We start from the raw sequence: 14429 nt of genomic DNA on the forward strand, positions 1-14429 counted from the left end.
TCGACGGGAACTCAATACTGCGTCAAATCCGCCAACGGATGCCGCCCCTCCCAGACCTTGTGGAAATGCGCCTCGACCACCGCCTCCGGCACGTTATTGATGTCCGGCCAGTGCCAGTGCGGCTTCTGATCCTTGTCGATCAACCGCGCGCGAACCCCTTCGCTGAACTCCGGGTGTCGGCAGCAATTGAGGCTCAGGGTGTATTCCATTTGAAAGACTTCGGCCAAGGACATGTGTCGGGCGCGGATGATTTGTTGCCAGACCAGATGCGCGGTCAATGGCGAGCCTTCGCTCATGGTTTTCGCTGCGCGGGCGATCAGCGGGTCGCTGCTGTCGCGCTGCAAACTGATGGCTTTCCAGGCGCAGGTGACGTCGCTGACGTCGAGCAGTTCGTCGATCTGCTGACGGCGCGGCAGCCACTGTGCTTCGGGCATTTGTGCGACGGCTTCCTGCTGCAACGCCTTGAGCAGGCTGTTGAGTTGCACGTCGGTCTGTTCCTGCCAATTGAGCTGCAGCAGGCCTTCGATCAGTTGCGGCTGCTGTTCGTCGAGCAGGAAGCGGTCGGCCAGATCAAGGTCGATTGCATCACGGCCATTCATGTGCGCGCCGGTCAGGCCCAGAAACAAGCCAAGCTTGCCCGGCAGCCGGGCGAGAAACCAACTGGCGCCGACGTCCGGGTACAGGCCGATGGTGATTTCCGGCATGGCCAAGCGGCTGCTCGGCGTGACGATCCGAGTGCTCGCGCCTTGCAGCAGGCCCATGCCGCCGCCGAGCACGTAACCGTGGCCCCAGCAGATCAGCGGTTTTGGATAGGTGTGCAGGCTGTAGTCCAGACGATATTCCGCGCTGAAAAATTGCGCGGCCAGCGGCGGTACTTCGCCGGGGTGGGCGCGGCAGGCTTCAACCAGGCTGCGCACTTCGCCGCCGGCGCAGAAGGCCTTGGCGCCGTTGCCGCGCAGCAGCACGCAGACGATTTGTGGATCCTTGGCCCAGCTGTCGAGTTTGTCGCTGAGGGCGTTGATCATCGGCAAAGACAGCGCGTTCAGCGATTTTTCAGCATCCAGGCTGGCGATACCGATGCGGGCGCCGTCGGTGCCGGTGAGTTCTTCGAAGTGCAGATTCATCGTGACCTCGATCGGGAATTTGAACGATCAGTATGATCGTTGTGGGGGAAAGTGCCGGATCTGCGTCAGATCAATTGACAAGCGTGGCCGGCTTTCCTAGGGTTCGCCCCATTGTTTTTGCCGGGTATGACCATGACTGCTGACGACCGTATCAAACTCGAACCGAGCTGGAAGGAGGCACTGCGTGCTGAGTTCGACCAGCCCTACATGGCAGAGTTGCGCCAGTTTCTGCAGCAGGAGCGGGCGGCCGGCAAGGAAATCTATCCGCCGGGACCGATGATTTTCAATGCGTTGAACTCGACGCCGCTGGATAAAGTGAAGGTGGTGATCCTCGGTCAGGACCCCTATCACGGCCCGGGTCAGGCCCATGGCTTGTGCTTCTCCGTGCAACCGGGCGTGCCGGCGCCGCCATCGCTGGTCAACATCTATAAAGAGTTGAAGCGCGACCTGAACATCGATATTCCTGATCACGGTTACCTGCAGAGCTGGGCTGATCAGGGCGTGTTGATGATCAACACCACGATGACCGTCGAGCGCGCCAACGCCAATGCGCACAAGGACAAGGGCTGGCAGTTCTTTACTGATCGGATCATTGAGCTGGTCAGCGAACGGCAGCCGCACTTGGTGTTCATGCTCTGGGGCGCGCATGCGCAGAGCAAACAGAAGCTGATCGACGCGACCAAACATCTGGTACTGACGTCGGTGCATCCGTCGCCGTTGTCGGCTTATCGCGGGTTCTTGGGTTGCGGGCACTTTGGCCGGACGAACAAGTTTCTTGAGCAGAATGGCGAGACGCCGATCGAGTGGCGTTTGCCGCCGATTTGATGCGCTGACCGAGCCGGCCCCTTCGCGAGCAAGCTCGCTCCCACATTGGTTTTGCGGCGTTCACATGACCAATGTGGGAGCGAGCTTGCTCGCGAAGGAGGCCGCTCGGTCTTGCAGGCTTACTCGGGACTACGATTCCAATACTTGAACAACGGCTCAGCCAAAAACAGCACAAATAACAACCGCATCACCTGCATCGCCGTCACCAGTGGCACCGACAACTGCAGCGTCTCCGCCGTCAGGCTCATCTCGGCAATCCCGCCAGGCATCATGCCCAGCGTCAGTGAACGCAGATCCAGGTGGGTCAGCGCGCTCAAGCCCATCGCCGCCAGGGTCGCGATCAACATGGTCAACGCCGTGCCGATCAACGTCCGTCCCATAAAGGAAGGCGCGCGGCGGAAGAACTGTCGGTTGAAGTGACAGCCCAAACCGCTACCAATCAACCACTGGCCAATCTGGCTGCCGCCATTGGGCAAACCGATGTGCAGATCCCAGCCGATGCTGACCGCCGCACTTACCAACAACGGGCCGAACAGCCACGGATTCGGTTGGCGCAGCCGTTGCCAGAGCCACGCAAGCAAACCGCCCGCCGGAAACAGTATCGCCAGCCAGCGCCAATCGACGCTGCCCGCATGAGCAATCGGGTTGCCATCACCGAGCAAATACTTAAACGCCGCCGGCACACACAGCACCACCACCAGCACGCGCAAACTCTGCCCCGCCGCAACGTGGCTGAGCATCGCGCCATTGCGCGCGCCGAGGTTGACCATCTCGCCGGAGCCGCCGGGCATGCTCGAGAAAAATGCGGTGGCGCGATCCTCGCCGGTACGGCGCATCAACCACACGCCGACCACCGCCGACAGACTGGTGACCAGCGCACCGAAGAAGATCAAACCGAAATGACTGAGCACCTGCTCCATCACCACCGGAGTGAAATGCAGGCCGATGCCGATGCCGACGATCCACTGGCCGCACTTGCGGCCGCCAGGGATTTCGGTGAGTTGCCATGGAGTCAGGCAGCGCACGAGGATGATCGCCAGCAATGAGCCGACCATCCACGGCAGTGGCCAGCCGATCTGGCCGGCGAGGTAACCGCCAAGCAGACCGACCAGCGGGGTTCCCCACCAGGATTGCAGTGAGGCGCGATCAAACATCGGCGATGGCGCGTTGCGCAGCCGAACGTTTACGCCAGATGCGGATGATCGGCATCAACAGCATGATCGCGGTCAGCACCCAGACACCGAAAGTGATCGGGCTCGACCAGAGAATTTCCAGTGCACCGTTGGAGATCGACAGGGCGCGACGCAGGTTCTGCTCCATCAGACCGCCGAGGATGAAGCCCAGCAGCAGCGGCGACAGCGGGAAGTCCAGCTTGCGCAGGATGTAACCGAAAATGCCGATGCCGATCATCAGGAACAGGTCGAACGTGGTGGCGTGCACCGCGTAAACGCCGATACCGGTAATGATCGCGATGACTGGCACCAGTGCCCAGTTCGGCACGGCAAGGATGCGGGTAAACACGCGGATCATCGGGATGTTGAGAATCACCAACATCACGTTGGCAATGAACAACGACGCGATCAGGCCCCAGACAATGTCCGGTTGTTGCTGGAACAGCAGCGGGCCCGGCGTGATGTTGTACAGCGACAGTGCGCCGATCATCACCGCCGTGGTACCCGAACCCGGTACGCCCAGGGTCAGCATCGGCACCAGTGCGCCACAGGCTGCGCCACCGATGGCGGTTTCCGGCGCGGCGAGGCCACGGGGGTCACCTTCACCGAATTTGCCGCTGGCACCGGCGATGCGTTTCTCGGTCATGTAGGCCACGGCGCTGGCGAGGGTCGCGCCGGCACCCGGCAACACGCCCATGATGAAGCCCAGCACGCCGCAACGGATGTTGACGACGAACACCGACGCGGCTTCCTTGAAGTTGAACATCATGCGACCGGTGGCTTTCACCGCTTCCTGGCCGTGGTGGGTTTTTTCCAGCAGCAGGAGGATTTCGCTGATGGAGAACAGGCCCAGCACCAGCACGACGAATTGAATCCCGTCAGTCAGGTGAATGTTGTCGCCGGTGAAGCGATAAACACCGCTGTTGGCGTCGATGCCGACGGTCGAGAGGAACAGACCGATCAACGCCGCGATGAAGGTTTTCAACGGACGATCACCGGCCATGCCGCCGAGACAGACAATCGCAAACACCATCAACACGAAGTATTCCGCCGGGCCGAAGGCAATCGCCCATTTCGCCAGCAGCGGGGCGAACAGCACCATGCCGCAGGTGGCGATAAACGCACCGATAAACGAACTCCACGCCGACAGCGACAGCGCCACACCAGCCAGACCTTTACGGGCCATCGGGTAGCCGTCGAGGGTGGTCATCACGGTCGATGCTTCGCCGGGAATGTTCAGCAGGATCGAGCTGATCCGGCCGCCGTATTCGCAGCCCAGATACACCGCTGCGAGCAGAATCAACGCCGACTCCGGCGGCAGGCCGAGGGCGAATGCGATCGGGATCAGCAACGCCACGCCGTTGATCGGGCCCAGGCCCGGGAGCAGGCCGACGACGGTGCCGATCAGCGTGCCGCACAGCGCGGTCACCAGGTTGTACGGGCTCAGCGCGACGCCGAAACCCTGACCCAAATAGCCAAGAGTATCCATATCAGTTCTCCAGAACGCTGAGCAGGCCGAGAGGCAGCGGAACGTCCATCACACGGTCGAACAACAGGTAAAGACCGATGGCCATCAGGCTGATGATCACCACGCTCGGCAACCAGCGGCCACCATAGAGGCGAGCCATCGGTACGCCGGTGAGAATGCTGGCGACGATGAAACCAAGGGGTTCGAAGGTGCCGGCGAACACCAGCAACAGCACCACGCAGATGCCGATCTTGGTCAGGGTTTCGCGGTCCAGTGGCGGCTCGTCGTCACTGTGTTTGATCGCCGCCGGGCGGAACACCATGTACAGCAGTGCCGCGCCCATCAGGGCAAGCATCAACAGGGGAAAGGCACGCGGGCCGACCGGTTCGTAGGAAAAGGCCGCTTGGTACGGCCACGCCATCAGTGCCAGGCCGACGCAGACCAGCAGCAACACCGAGGCAAAAATGCGTTGTAAAAGTGTGGACATGACAAACTCCTGGGCCATGCCCCGGATGAGGGACATGGCCGTGGGATGCAGGGACGGTTACTGAATCAGGCCGAACTCTTTGGCCAGCACTTTGTAGTCCGCGACCTGCTTCTTCACGTAGGTGTCCAGTTCCGGGCCGGTCATGGCGAACGGGAACAGTTCACGCTGATCGCGCAGCTTGGCGAACTCGTCGGAGGCCAGCAGTTTGTCGAACGAGTCTTTCCACCAGGCGTAATCTTCGTCGCTGACTTTTGGCCCGAGGTAGAAGCCGCGTACCACCGGCCAGACGATGTCGTAGCCTTGTTCGCGAGCGGTCGGAATGTCTTTCATTTCCGGCTCGTCGAGACGCTTGTCGGCGAACACCGCGAGCAGGCGCATGTCACCGCTCTGGATGTGCGGCATGGAGTCGGAGATGTCAGTACTGCCCACCTGGATGTGGCCACCAAGCAGGGCGGTCGCGATTTCGCCGCCACCTTCGAGAGCGACGTAGCGCAGGTCACGCGGGTTGATCCCGGCAGCTTTGGCGATCAGGGCGGTTTGCATCCAGTCCTGGCTGCCGACGGTGCCGCCGGAACCGATCACCACGGAGCTCGGATCTTTCTTCAGCGCCTGAACGAGATCGTCGAGGGTCTTGTAGGGCGAATCGCTTTTCACTGCGATGGCGCCGTAGCTGGTGCCGACCGCAGCCAACCAACGCACGTTGGTTTCATCGAAACGACCGAACTTGCCCTGCGCCAGGTTCAACAGCGAACCGCTCGACCACGCCACCAGCGTGCCCGCATCGGCAGGACGCTGAGCGACCACGGCGTTGTACGCCACTGCGCCGACACCGCCGGGCATGTAAGTGACGCGCATCGGTTTGGTCAGCAGTTTTTCGTTGACCAGTGCGCTCTGCACCAGTTTGCAGGTCAGGTCGAAACCACCGCCCGGCGATGCTGGAGCGATACATTCCGGACGTTTCGGTTCGGCCATGAGTTGGCCGGCAAACAGGACACAACTGGCGGCGAGTGCCATTTTACGCAGTGATAAGTTCATTTCAGTCTCCACGGGCATTGTTGTTATTCGACGTGTTGTTTACCAACAGGCTCTACCAGAGAGCGACGCTGTAGCTCACCAGCAAACGCACTTCGTCTGCATCGCGAGCCGAGTAGTTGGAGCGGTAAGTGGCATTACGCAAACGCACGGCGACATCCTTCAAGGCGCCGCTTTGTACTACATATTTGATCTCGGTGTTGCGCTCCCACTCTTTGCCTTCTTCGCCGTTCTTGAGCTTGATGTTGTCACCACTCAAGTAGCGGCTCATGAAGCTCAGGCCAGGAATGCCGAGCTTGGCGAAGTCAAAGTCGTAGCGCGCCTGCCAGGAGCGTTCTTCGGCGCCGGCGAAGTCGTTGATCTGCACGAAGTTGACCAGATACGGGTCGCTGCCATCGACATACGGGAAGGCGCTGTCGCCGGACATGTGCTGGTAACCGGCGCTGAACTTGTGGCCGCTCAGCGCGTAGCTGACCAGACCGTTGAGCGAGCGGTTGTCGATCTCACCGCCACGGGCCGCGCCCTGATCATCGCTGACGGCAAAGCGCAGGTCGGTGGCGAAAGTGCCGGGACCCATCGGGCGCGAGGCCACCAGACCGAAGAAGTGCTGGTTGTAGACTTCGTCGAGTTGCGCGAAGTGGTAACTGCCGGTGATCTTGTCGGTGAACTTGTAGTCCACGCCGCCAAAATCGAAGTGCTTGCCGGCAGCGGTGCCAGCAAAGCGGCTGTTCTTGTTGTTGAGGGCGATGTCCTCGAAATCCGTGCTGTCGCGATCCTTGGCTTTCTCCAGTCGACCACCGGTGAACGTCAGGTTCTTGATTTCCCTGGAGGTCAGCAAGCCGCCTTCAAACGTCTGCGGCAGGATGCGCCCGTCGTTCGGTTTGAGGATCGGCAATTCAGGGATCAGACTGCCGATTTTCAGTTCGGTGGCGGAGATTTTCACTTTGCCGGTCAGGCCAAACTTGGAGTACTCATCCGCTGCGCGCCCGTCGTCATGGGTCGGCAGCAGGCCGGTGCCGGTGCGGTCCGGGCTCGAATCGAGTTTGACGCCAAGCATGCCTAAAGCATCGACACCGAACCCCACGGTGCCATCGGTGTAGCCCGATTGCAGATTGAGCATGAAGCCTTGTGCCCATTCGTCACGCTTGGATTGTTGCGCGCTGGTGCCATCGCGAAAGTCGCGGTTGAAATACATGTTGCGGGTTTCGAAGGTGGCGCTGCTGTCTTCAATGAAGTCGGCAAAACTCAGCGGCGAAAAACCGGCAAGGGCGGCGGCACTGGCGAGGGCGGTGTGGCTGAAACGGGAAGGGCGAACAGGCGTGGACGCCTGAGGCTGCATGGACGGCATGCGGGTGTACTCCGTTTATTGTTCTTATTGGTCGAAAACGCTTCATGGCGTTTTTCGTAGCGCTGTGTGGCAGCAGCGACGGCAGTCGGGACTGTCCGTGGGCCGACTCTAACCGGCTAACCTTTCACTAACCTTTCAGCTGACTTTCACGGTTTTCGGGCTTCACAGCGGCGGTTGCGGCTGTAAACTCCGCGGCAAAGCGTGGCGTCGGCCATCCCTGAACGAGGTAAAAATCCATGCGTGTTCTGCTCGTCGAAGACCATCTGCAACTGGCCGAAAGCGTCGCTCAGGCGCTCAAGAGCACCGGTCTGACCGTGGATGTCTTGCACGATGGCGTGGCCGCCGACCTGGCCTTGAGTAGCGAGGAATACGCCGTGGCGATCCTCGACGTCGGCCTGCCGCGCATGGACGGTTTCGAGGTGCTGGCGCGGTTGCGCGCACGTGGGAAAAATCTGCCGGTGCTGATGCTGACCGCGCGCAGTGATGTGAAAGATCGCGTTCACGGCCTCAATCTCGGCGCCGACGATTACCTCGCCAAACCGTTTGAATTGACTGAGCTGGAAGCGCGGGTCAAAGCCTTGCTGCGACGCAGTGTGCTCGGCGGCGAACGCCAGCAGCGCTGTGGCGTACTGGCCTACGACCTCGACACCCGACGCTTCACCCTCGGCGAAGAATTACTGACGCTGACCTCACGCGAACAAGCCGTGCTGGAAGCGCTGATCGCGCGTCCCGGCCGGGTCATGAGCAAGGAGCAACTGGCGGCGCAAGTGTTCGGTCTCGACGAAGAAGCCAGCCCCGACGCCATCGAAATCTACGTACACCGTTTGCGCAAGAAACTCGACGGTCAACCGGTGGCAATCGTGACCTTCCGTGGCCTCGGCTATTTGCTGGAAAGCCGCGATGCATAAGCCCAGCAGCCTGCGCTGGCGCTTGCTGTGGAACCTTGCATTGCTACTGGTGGTGTTGATGCTCGCCAGTGGTTTGAGTGCTTATTGGAATGGCCGCGAAGCTGCCGACACGGCGTACGACCGCACGTTGCTGGCTTCGGCGCGGACCATCGCAGCGGGCCTGTCACAACGTGATGGCAGCCTCAGCGCCGACGTGCCTTACGTCGCTCTGGATACCTTCGCCTACGACAGCGCCGGGCGGATTTACTACCAGGTCAACGACATCCATCAGAAGTTGATTTCCGGCTACGAAAACCTCCCCGGCCCGCCGCCCGGCACGCCGCGCACCGACAGTTATCCGGCGTTGGCGCGTTTCTATAACGCGACCTACAAAGGTCAGAACGTGCGAGTTGTCAGCCTGCTCAAAGCCGTGTCAGAGCCGAATATGAACGGCATGGCGGAAATCCGCGTCGCCGAAACCGACGAGGCGCGGGTGAGCATGGCCCGCAGTCTGGCGGCCGATACCTTGCTGCGTCTGGGCATGTTGGCGATTGGTGCATTGTTGCTGGTGTGGTTTGCGGTTAGCGCCGCGTTGCGACCGTTGGAGCGCTTGCGCACAGCGGTGGAAGAGCGTCAGCCCGACGACTTGCGTCCGCTGCCATTGGTCGAAGTGCAGCATGAACTGTGGCCGCTGGTGCGCGGGCTCAATCATTTCACCGAACGCTTGCGGGGCCAGTTTGAACGGCAGGCGCAGTTCATTGCCGACGCGGCCCATGAGTTGCGTACACCGTTGGCGGCGCTCAAGGCGCGGCTTGAGTTGGGCTTGCGCTCCCAGGATCCGGAAATCTGGCGCTCGACCCTGGAGTCCTCGGCGCAGAGCACCGATCGTCTGACCCATCTGGCCAATCAGTTGCTGTCGCTGGCGCGCGTCGAAAACGGCGCGCGGGCGATTGCCGAGGGCGGCGCGCAATTACTGGATCTGAGTCAGTTGGCGCGGGAACTGGGCATGGCCATGGCGCCACTGGCGCACAAGCGCGGTGTCGCGTTGGCGCTAGAGGCAGACGAGCCAGTGTGGCTGCGCGGCGAGCCGACGTTGCTCAACGAATTGCTCAGCAACCTGGTGGACAACGCGCTGGCGCACACGCCGCCGGGCGGCAATGTAATTTTGCGCGTGACGGCGCCGGCGGTGCTTGAAGTTGAAGATGACGGGCCGGGGATTCCGCTGGAGGAGCGCGACCGGGTGTTCGAACGGTTCTACCGACGCAATCAGCAGGTGGCGGGGTCTGGACTGGGCTTGGCGATTGTCGGCGAGATCTGCCGGGCGCATCTGGCGCAGATCACTTTGCACGATGGTGAACAGGCGGGGTTGAAGGTGCGGGTGAGTTTTATTGCTGGATGATTGTGGCGTCAGTGATGGCCTCTTCGCGAGCAAGCTCGCTCCCACATTGAAATGCATTCTCCTGTGGGAGCGAGCTCGCTCGCGAAGGGCGCGACTCGGTCTCGGATCAGTAAAACATCGTCCGGGATTCTTCCAGATCCGCACACAACGCCTTGTTCTCCGGGTCGATCCCAAGCTTTCTGAACGCCGGCACACTCAGCGGATCGATCCGCGCAAAAGGATGATCCGTGCCTTTGTGGCAATACAGGCTCGCCACTTGCACCAGATCGACGTAATCGATGCTCGTCGAGTCGCGCTTGAAGTCCTGATACCGCCCCGGCAATTCCACCAGACGCTCTGGAAACTCCCAGACTCGCAGCAGCTTGTCACCGAGCAACGGATGAATGTGCTCGATCACGTGGTTGAGGCTGACTGGATCGGAGAGCAGTTCGTAGTGATCTTCGGCGTACGTCAGAATCGGCAGCACACCGATTTGATGCACCAGACCGCCGAGCGCCGCTTGATCGGGTTTGAGTTGCGTGTAACGGCGGCACAGCGCGTAGCTGACCCCGGCGATTTCCAGGCTGCTGCGCCAGACTTCGCGCATCTTCTGCTCGACCACGTCGGAGCGGGCGTGGAAAATCTGCTCCATCACCAGCCCGATCGCCAGGTTGCTGCTGTAGTTGATGCCCAGCCGGGTGATAGCGGTGTGCAGGTCAGTCACTTCCTGGGCGGCGCGCAGCAGAGGGCTATTGACCACTTTGATCAGGCGCGCCGACAGCGCGGTGTCGCGGCCGATGACTTTACTCAGGTCGCTGACGCTGATTTCCGGGTCTTCAGCGGCCTTGCGAATTTGCAGGGCCACTTCCGGCAACGTTGGCAGAACCAGGTCATCGTTATCGATGGCCTCAACCAAATCCTGTTGGACTTTTTCCGCCAGTTCGCTCATTTGGACTCTCTAGGGTGTTGCAACAAGGCTGCGATCAACGCTGGATTTCGCGGTCGCGATCCAGTTCGTAGGGCAAATCGAGCAGTTGCAACGCAGGCCCTTCAAGGGTGCCCAGGTGCAGATCGCCCGCTTCGGCAGCTTCGGCCTGCAGCACCGCCAGGAGTTCAATGTTTTGCCCGGCCTTGGCGGCCAGCACCACTTCGCCGATCGAACTGTTGTGGCTGGGTGCAAACAATTGCGTGCCCGGCTCCGGCAAATCAGTCGAGTCGAGGCTCAGGCGATACAGGCGGCGCTTGAGTTTGCCGAGGTACTGCATGCGCGCGACGATTTCCTGGCCGGTGTAGCAGCCTTTCTTGAAACTCACGCCGCCGACGGCTTGCAGGTTGAGCATCTGCGGAATGAACAGCTCGCGGGTGCTCGGCATGACCTGACCGATACCGGCGCGGATCTGGCCCAGCAGCCATTGGTTCAGTTCGCCTTCCGGCAGTGTTACGGCGAGTGTGGATTTGATGGCGTCTGCCTGATCGGTAGGCACCCAGAGTTCGGCGCGATCCGGCGAGACACGAATGGCGATCAGACCTTCATGGCGCACGACGCTGTCGGTATCGACCGGCAAATCCAGACCGAGGCAGCTCAGGGCGGCATCGCCTTGCACCAGACCAAAGCGCACCCAGGCAGCGCTTTCGTCGGTCAGTTTCGATTTGGAGAACACTGCGTATTTTTTCAGGTCCGCCAATTGCGGTTCCAGCAACTCGCTGGCCATCGCCAGAACGACGCCGTCACCTTCGAGCAGAATGCGGAAACTCGACTGCATCCGGCCCTTCTGCGTGCAGCGGGCGCCAAGGCTGGCGCGGCTGTCGCTGAGGTAATTGAGGTTGCAGGTCAACTGGCCTTGCAGGAATTTTCCGGCATCCGCGCCGCGAACCGCGAGAACGCCTTCATGAGACAGGGTGCAGAAAAAAGCAGAATCGGCCATGGGTCATCGCAGGGTAAATAGACTGGGGCACATCATAAGGGGGCAGGGTTGAAATGGGTAGTTGATAAAGGATCGGAGGTGCCCGACCAAAGCCGACTGTGCGGCCCGCGTCGGCACTGTATACTTGCCGCCAAATTTGAGGAGGGCCCCATGGTCGAACAAGTTGAACTGAATCGCCTCTTTTGGCACAGCCGTCGCGGCATGCTTGAGCTTGACGTGTTGCTGGTGCCGTTCGTACAGGAGGTTTACGCGACGTTGAACCAGGTGGATCGCGATCTGTATGTGCGTCTGCTGACGTGCGAGGATCAGGACATGTTCGGTTGGTTCATGGAGCGCAGCGAGTCTGAAGATCCGGAACTGCAGCGCATGGTTCGCATGATTCTGGACCGTGTCCAGCCCAAGTAATACGTTCGAATGCCGCTGGCATGCCTCACGGCAGTTGCTGGCGGCGTATCTGTTGGCCCAGGCGTTCGCATTGGGTGCGCTTTTTCTGCTTTCGATTCCACTCTGGGCCAGCCTGCTCGGGGCTTTTGCCTGTCTGCTTCATGGGCTTTGGGTGATGCCTCGGCAGATTCTGCTGAATCACCCCAAGGCTTTTTGTGGATTGCGCCGCGATGCCGATGGCTGGCAGTTGTGGAATCAGGCCAATGGCTGGCAATCCGTGCAGTTGAGGCCGGACAGCCTGGCGCTGCCGTTGATCGTGGTGTTGCGCTTTCGTTTGCGCGGGGAATGGCGAGTCAGGTCGATCTGCGTGCCGCGAGATTCGCAGGTCGCCGATGTGCATCGACGCCTGCGAGTGCGGCTCAAGTTCAGCCGACGTAGGTGGGCGGCACCAGAATAGTGTCGAGCGCCTCGGGCAACATGTCCGGATAGTCGAGGGTGAAATGCAGGCCGCGACTTTCCTTGCGCTCCATCGCTGAGTTGATCATCAATTCAGCGACCTGAGCGAGGTTGCGCAATTCGATCAGGTCGCGGCTGACTTTATAGTTGCTGTAGAACTCATCGATCTCGTCCAGCAACAAGCGCACGCGGTGTTGAGCCCGCTGCAAGCGTTTGTTGGTGCGCACGATGCCCACGTAGTCCCACATGAATCGGCGCAGCTCATCCCAGTTGTGCGCAATGATCACGTCTTCATCGGAGTCGGTGACCTGGCTGGCATCCCAGACGGGCAGGGCGTTGGGCGCGGTAATAACGTCGAGTTGGGCGAGAATGTCGGCGGCGGCTGAACGGGCGTAAACGAAGCATTCCAGCAAAGAATTACTGGCCATGCGGTTGGCGCCGTGCAGGCCGGTGAAACTGGTTTCGCCAATCGCGTACAGGCCCGGCACGTCAGTGCGACCGTGCTGATCGACCATGACGCCGCCGCAGGTGTAATGCGCCGCTGGTACGACCGGAATCGGTTGGTTGGTGATATCGATGCCGAAGCCGAGGCAGCGCTCATACACTGTCGGGAAGTGAGACTTGATGAATTCCTCGGGCATGTGGCTGATGTCGAGGTAAACGCAGTCGATGCCCAGACGCTTCATTTCATGGTCGATGGCGCGGGCGACGATGTCGCGCGGTGCCAGTTCGGCGCGCTTGTCGAAGCGATACATGAAGCGCTCGCCATTGGGCAGCTTCAAATGAGCGCCTTCGCCGCGCAGGGCTTCAGTAATAAGGAAGCTTTTTGCTTGCGGGTGATAGAGGCAAGTGGGGTGGAACTGGTTGAATTCCAGGTTCGCCACCCGGCAGCCGGAACGCCAGGCCATGGCGATGCCGTCGCCGCAAGCGCCGTCGGGGTTGCTGGTATAGAGGTAGACCTTGGCTGCACCGCCCGAGGCCAGAATCACGAAGCGCGCGCCGTAGGTGTCGACTTCGCCGGTTTTGCGATTGAGCACGTAAGCGCCGAGGCAGCGGTCGCCCTCAAGCCCCAGGCGTCTTTCGGTAATCAGATCAACGGCGACCCGCTGTTCCAGCAGTTCGATGTTCGAACGCTCTTTGGCCTGGGCCAGCAAGGTCTTGAAAATGGCCGCGCCGGTGGCATCGGCAGCGTGGATGATGCGCCGATGGCTGTGGCCACCTTCGCGGGTCAGATGGAATTCGAAACCGCCATCTTCAGTGCCGGACTGTTCGTCACGGGTGAACGGCACGCCTTGGTCGATCAGCCACTGGATGGCTTCACGGCTGTGCTCGACGGTGAAGCGCACGGCGTCTTCATGGCACAGGCCACCGCCGGCGTTCAGGGTGTCATCGACGTGAGATTCGACAGTGTCAGTGTCATCCAGTACGGCAGCGACGCCGCCCTGGGCCCAAAAGGTCGAACCGTTGGCGAGATCGCCCTTGCTCAATACGGCAATGCGCAAATGACCTGGCAGGGTCAGCGCGAGACTCAAACCGGCAGCACCGCTGCCTATGACCAGAACATCATGTTGGAATTGTTGGCTCATTACAGGATTCCGCTCAAAGCGACCCGGGTCGGGGGTGGCGCAAGACAGCTGGATCGGCGAGTCAAGACAGCCACACAGCCCACTAGTATATAGAGGGGTAGGGCGGCACAATAGCCGACCACATATGGCATTGTGAAACTACTGTGTCGGAAAAAACCGGGTGATTCGTCGGAAGGTTTTTTCGCCCGTTCAGGGAGAAGAGCACTGTATCGCGGCTGAAACAGCGTTTTTCTACACGGTGTCGCCCAATGTCGGTGAGGTGCGGCTATAAATAATTGGAACTTTTGCCAAAGGCCCAAGATCAATAGGTCGTGCCAGAAACAAGGGACAGTATCGGCTTCAGTGCGGAATCTGTGG

The 14429-nt window shown here is 60.6% G+C and carries 14 protein-coding genes; 5 read left to right on the forward strand and 9 right to left on the reverse strand.

Features of this window, described 5'->3' with window-relative positions:
* Positions 1-11 precede the first annotated feature (11 nt).
* Complete coding sequence (locus tag EJA71_RS02360) at positions 12-1124, reverse strand: enoyl-CoA hydratase/isomerase family protein (protein ID WP_158953969.1); 1113 nt, start codon at positions 1122-1124, stop codon at positions 12-14.
* Positions 1125-1256: 132 nt separating this feature from the next.
* Between EJA71_RS02360 and ung the strand changes: the two genes are divergently transcribed.
* Positions 1257-1949 (forward strand): uracil-DNA glycosylase, encoded by a 693-nt coding sequence (gene ung, locus EJA71_RS02365; RefSeq protein ID WP_158953971.1) that lies wholly within the window; start codon positions 1257-1259, stop codon positions 1947-1949.
* 119 nt (positions 1950-2068) lie between these two features.
* Here the strand turns inward: ung and EJA71_RS02370 are convergent, their stop codons facing one another.
* From EJA71_RS02370 to EJA71_RS02390, 5 genes are read right to left on the reverse strand one after another with little or no spacing between them, the layout of a single operon-like run.
* Positions 2069-3103 carry an AbrB family transcriptional regulator gene (locus EJA71_RS02370; protein ID WP_158953973.1) on the reverse strand — a complete coding sequence of 345 codons (1035 nt, stop codon included), beginning with the start codon at positions 3101-3103 and terminating at the stop codon, positions 2069-2071.
* Entirely contained in the window at positions 3096-4610 is a 1515-nt protein-coding gene (locus EJA71_RS02375) for a tripartite tricarboxylate transporter permease (protein WP_158953975.1), read from the reverse strand. Before EJA71_RS02375 ends, EJA71_RS02370 begins: the two co-directional genes overlap by 8 nt.
* Position 4611: 1 nt before the next feature.
* On the reverse strand, positions 4612-5076 hold the full coding sequence (locus EJA71_RS02380; RefSeq protein WP_158953977.1) for a tripartite tricarboxylate transporter TctB family protein: 465 nt from the start codon (positions 5074-5076) through the stop codon (positions 4612-4614).
* 57 nt (positions 5077-5133) lie between these two features.
* Positions 5134-6111 carry a tripartite tricarboxylate transporter substrate binding protein gene (locus EJA71_RS02385; protein WP_158953979.1) on the reverse strand — a complete coding sequence of 326 codons (978 nt, stop codon included), beginning with the start codon at positions 6109-6111 and terminating at the stop codon, positions 5134-5136.
* Between the two features lie 52 nt (positions 6112-6163).
* Positions 6164-7456 carry an OprD family porin gene (locus EJA71_RS02390; protein ID WP_158953981.1) on the reverse strand — a complete coding sequence of 431 codons (1293 nt, stop codon included), beginning with the start codon at positions 7454-7456 and terminating at the stop codon, positions 6164-6166.
* Positions 7457-7692: 236 nt separating this feature from the next.
* Between EJA71_RS02390 and EJA71_RS02395 the strand changes: the two genes are divergently transcribed.
* Entirely contained in the window at positions 7693-8364 is a 672-nt protein-coding gene (locus EJA71_RS02395) for a response regulator (RefSeq protein ID WP_007898613.1), read from the forward strand.
* Positions 8357-9742: a sensor histidine kinase gene (locus EJA71_RS02400; RefSeq protein WP_158953983.1), complete on the forward strand. Its 1386-nt coding sequence runs from the start codon at positions 8357-8359 to the stop codon at positions 9740-9742. Before EJA71_RS02395 ends, EJA71_RS02400 begins: the two co-directional genes overlap by 8 nt.
* 106 nt (positions 9743-9848) lie before the next feature.
* Here the strand turns inward: EJA71_RS02400 and EJA71_RS02405 are convergent, their stop codons facing one another.
* Together EJA71_RS02405 and EJA71_RS02410 are read right to left on the reverse strand one after the other, a co-directional pair.
* Positions 9849-10670 (reverse strand): HDOD domain-containing protein, encoded by an 822-nt coding sequence (locus EJA71_RS02405; protein ID WP_158953986.1) that lies wholly within the window; start codon positions 10668-10670, stop codon positions 9849-9851.
* Positions 10671-10704: 34 nt separating this feature from the next.
* Positions 10705-11646 carry a folate-binding protein YgfZ gene (locus EJA71_RS02410; RefSeq protein ID WP_158953988.1) on the reverse strand — a complete coding sequence of 314 codons (942 nt, stop codon included), beginning with the start codon at positions 11644-11646 and terminating at the stop codon, positions 10705-10707.
* 150 nt (positions 11647-11796) lie between these two features.
* Between EJA71_RS02410 and EJA71_RS02415 the strand changes: the two genes are divergently transcribed.
* Both EJA71_RS02415 and EJA71_RS02420 read left to right on the forward strand, forming a co-directional pair.
* The gene (locus EJA71_RS02415; protein WP_007911418.1) at positions 11797-12051 is read left to right on the forward strand and encodes a succinate dehydrogenase assembly factor 2; all 255 of its coding nucleotides are present in this window, start codon (positions 11797-11799) and stop codon (positions 12049-12051) included.
* Positions 12035-12487: a protein YgfX gene (locus EJA71_RS02420; RefSeq protein WP_158953990.1), complete on the forward strand. Its 453-nt coding sequence runs from the start codon at positions 12035-12037 to the stop codon at positions 12485-12487. The genes EJA71_RS02415 and EJA71_RS02420 overlap by 17 nt, the downstream gene beginning before the upstream one ends.
* On the opposite strand, the gene nadB is transcribed toward EJA71_RS02420, so the two are convergent.
* Positions 12456-14072, reverse strand: a complete 1617-nt coding sequence (nadB, locus tag EJA71_RS02425; protein WP_158953992.1) for an L-aspartate oxidase — start codon at positions 14070-14072, stop codon at positions 12456-12458. The genes EJA71_RS02420 and nadB overlap by 32 nt on opposite strands.
* Positions 14073-14429: the final 357 nt, after the last annotated feature.

The sequence above is a fragment of the Pseudomonas sp. PB106 genome (genome assembly GCF_009764645.1).
Taxonomy (GTDB): domain Bacteria; phylum Pseudomonadota; class Gammaproteobacteria; order Pseudomonadales; family Pseudomonadaceae; genus Aquipseudomonas.

Bases quoted from the DNA above. Each gene is read 5' to 3' on its own strand.
- EJA71_RS02360 (WP_158953969.1), bottom strand. From the start codon at position 1,124: ATGAATCTGCACTTCGAAGAACTCACCGGCACCGACGGCGCCCGCATC.
- ung (WP_158953971.1), top strand. From the start codon at position 1,257: ATGACTGCTGACGACCGTATCAAACTCGAACCGAGCTGGAAGGAGGCA.
- EJA71_RS02370 (WP_158953973.1), bottom strand. From the start codon at position 3,103: ATGTTTGATCGCGCCTCACTGCAATCCTGGTGGGGAACCCCGCTGGTC.
- EJA71_RS02375 (WP_158953975.1), bottom strand. From the start codon at position 4,610: ATGGATACTCTTGGCTATTTGGGTCAGGGTTTCGGCGTCGCGCTGAGC.
- EJA71_RS02380 (WP_158953977.1), bottom strand. From the start codon at position 5,076: ATGTCCACACTTTTACAACGCATTTTTGCCTCGGTGTTGCTGCTGGTC.
- EJA71_RS02385 (WP_158953979.1), bottom strand. From the start codon at position 6,111: ATGAACTTATCACTGCGTAAAATGGCACTCGCCGCCAGTTGTGTCCTG.
- EJA71_RS02390 (WP_158953981.1), bottom strand. From the start codon at position 7,456: ATGCCGTCCATGCAGCCTCAGGCGTCCACGCCTGTTCGCCCTTCCCGT.
- EJA71_RS02395 (WP_007898613.1), top strand. From the start codon at position 7,693: ATGCGTGTTCTGCTCGTCGAAGACCATCTGCAACTGGCCGAAAGCGTC.
- EJA71_RS02400 (WP_158953983.1), top strand. From the start codon at position 8,357: ATGCATAAGCCCAGCAGCCTGCGCTGGCGCTTGCTGTGGAACCTTGCA.
- EJA71_RS02405 (WP_158953986.1), bottom strand. From the start codon at position 10,670: ATGAGCGAACTGGCGGAAAAAGTCCAACAGGATTTGGTTGAGGCCATC.
- EJA71_RS02410 (WP_158953988.1), bottom strand. From the start codon at position 11,646: ATGGCCGATTCTGCTTTTTTCTGCACCCTGTCTCATGAAGGCGTTCTC.
- EJA71_RS02415 (WP_007911418.1), top strand. From the start codon at position 11,797: ATGGTCGAACAAGTTGAACTGAATCGCCTCTTTTGGCACAGCCGTCGC.
- nadB (WP_158953992.1), bottom strand. From the start codon at position 14,072: ATGAGCCAACAATTCCAACATGATGTTCTGGTCATAGGCAGCGGTGCT.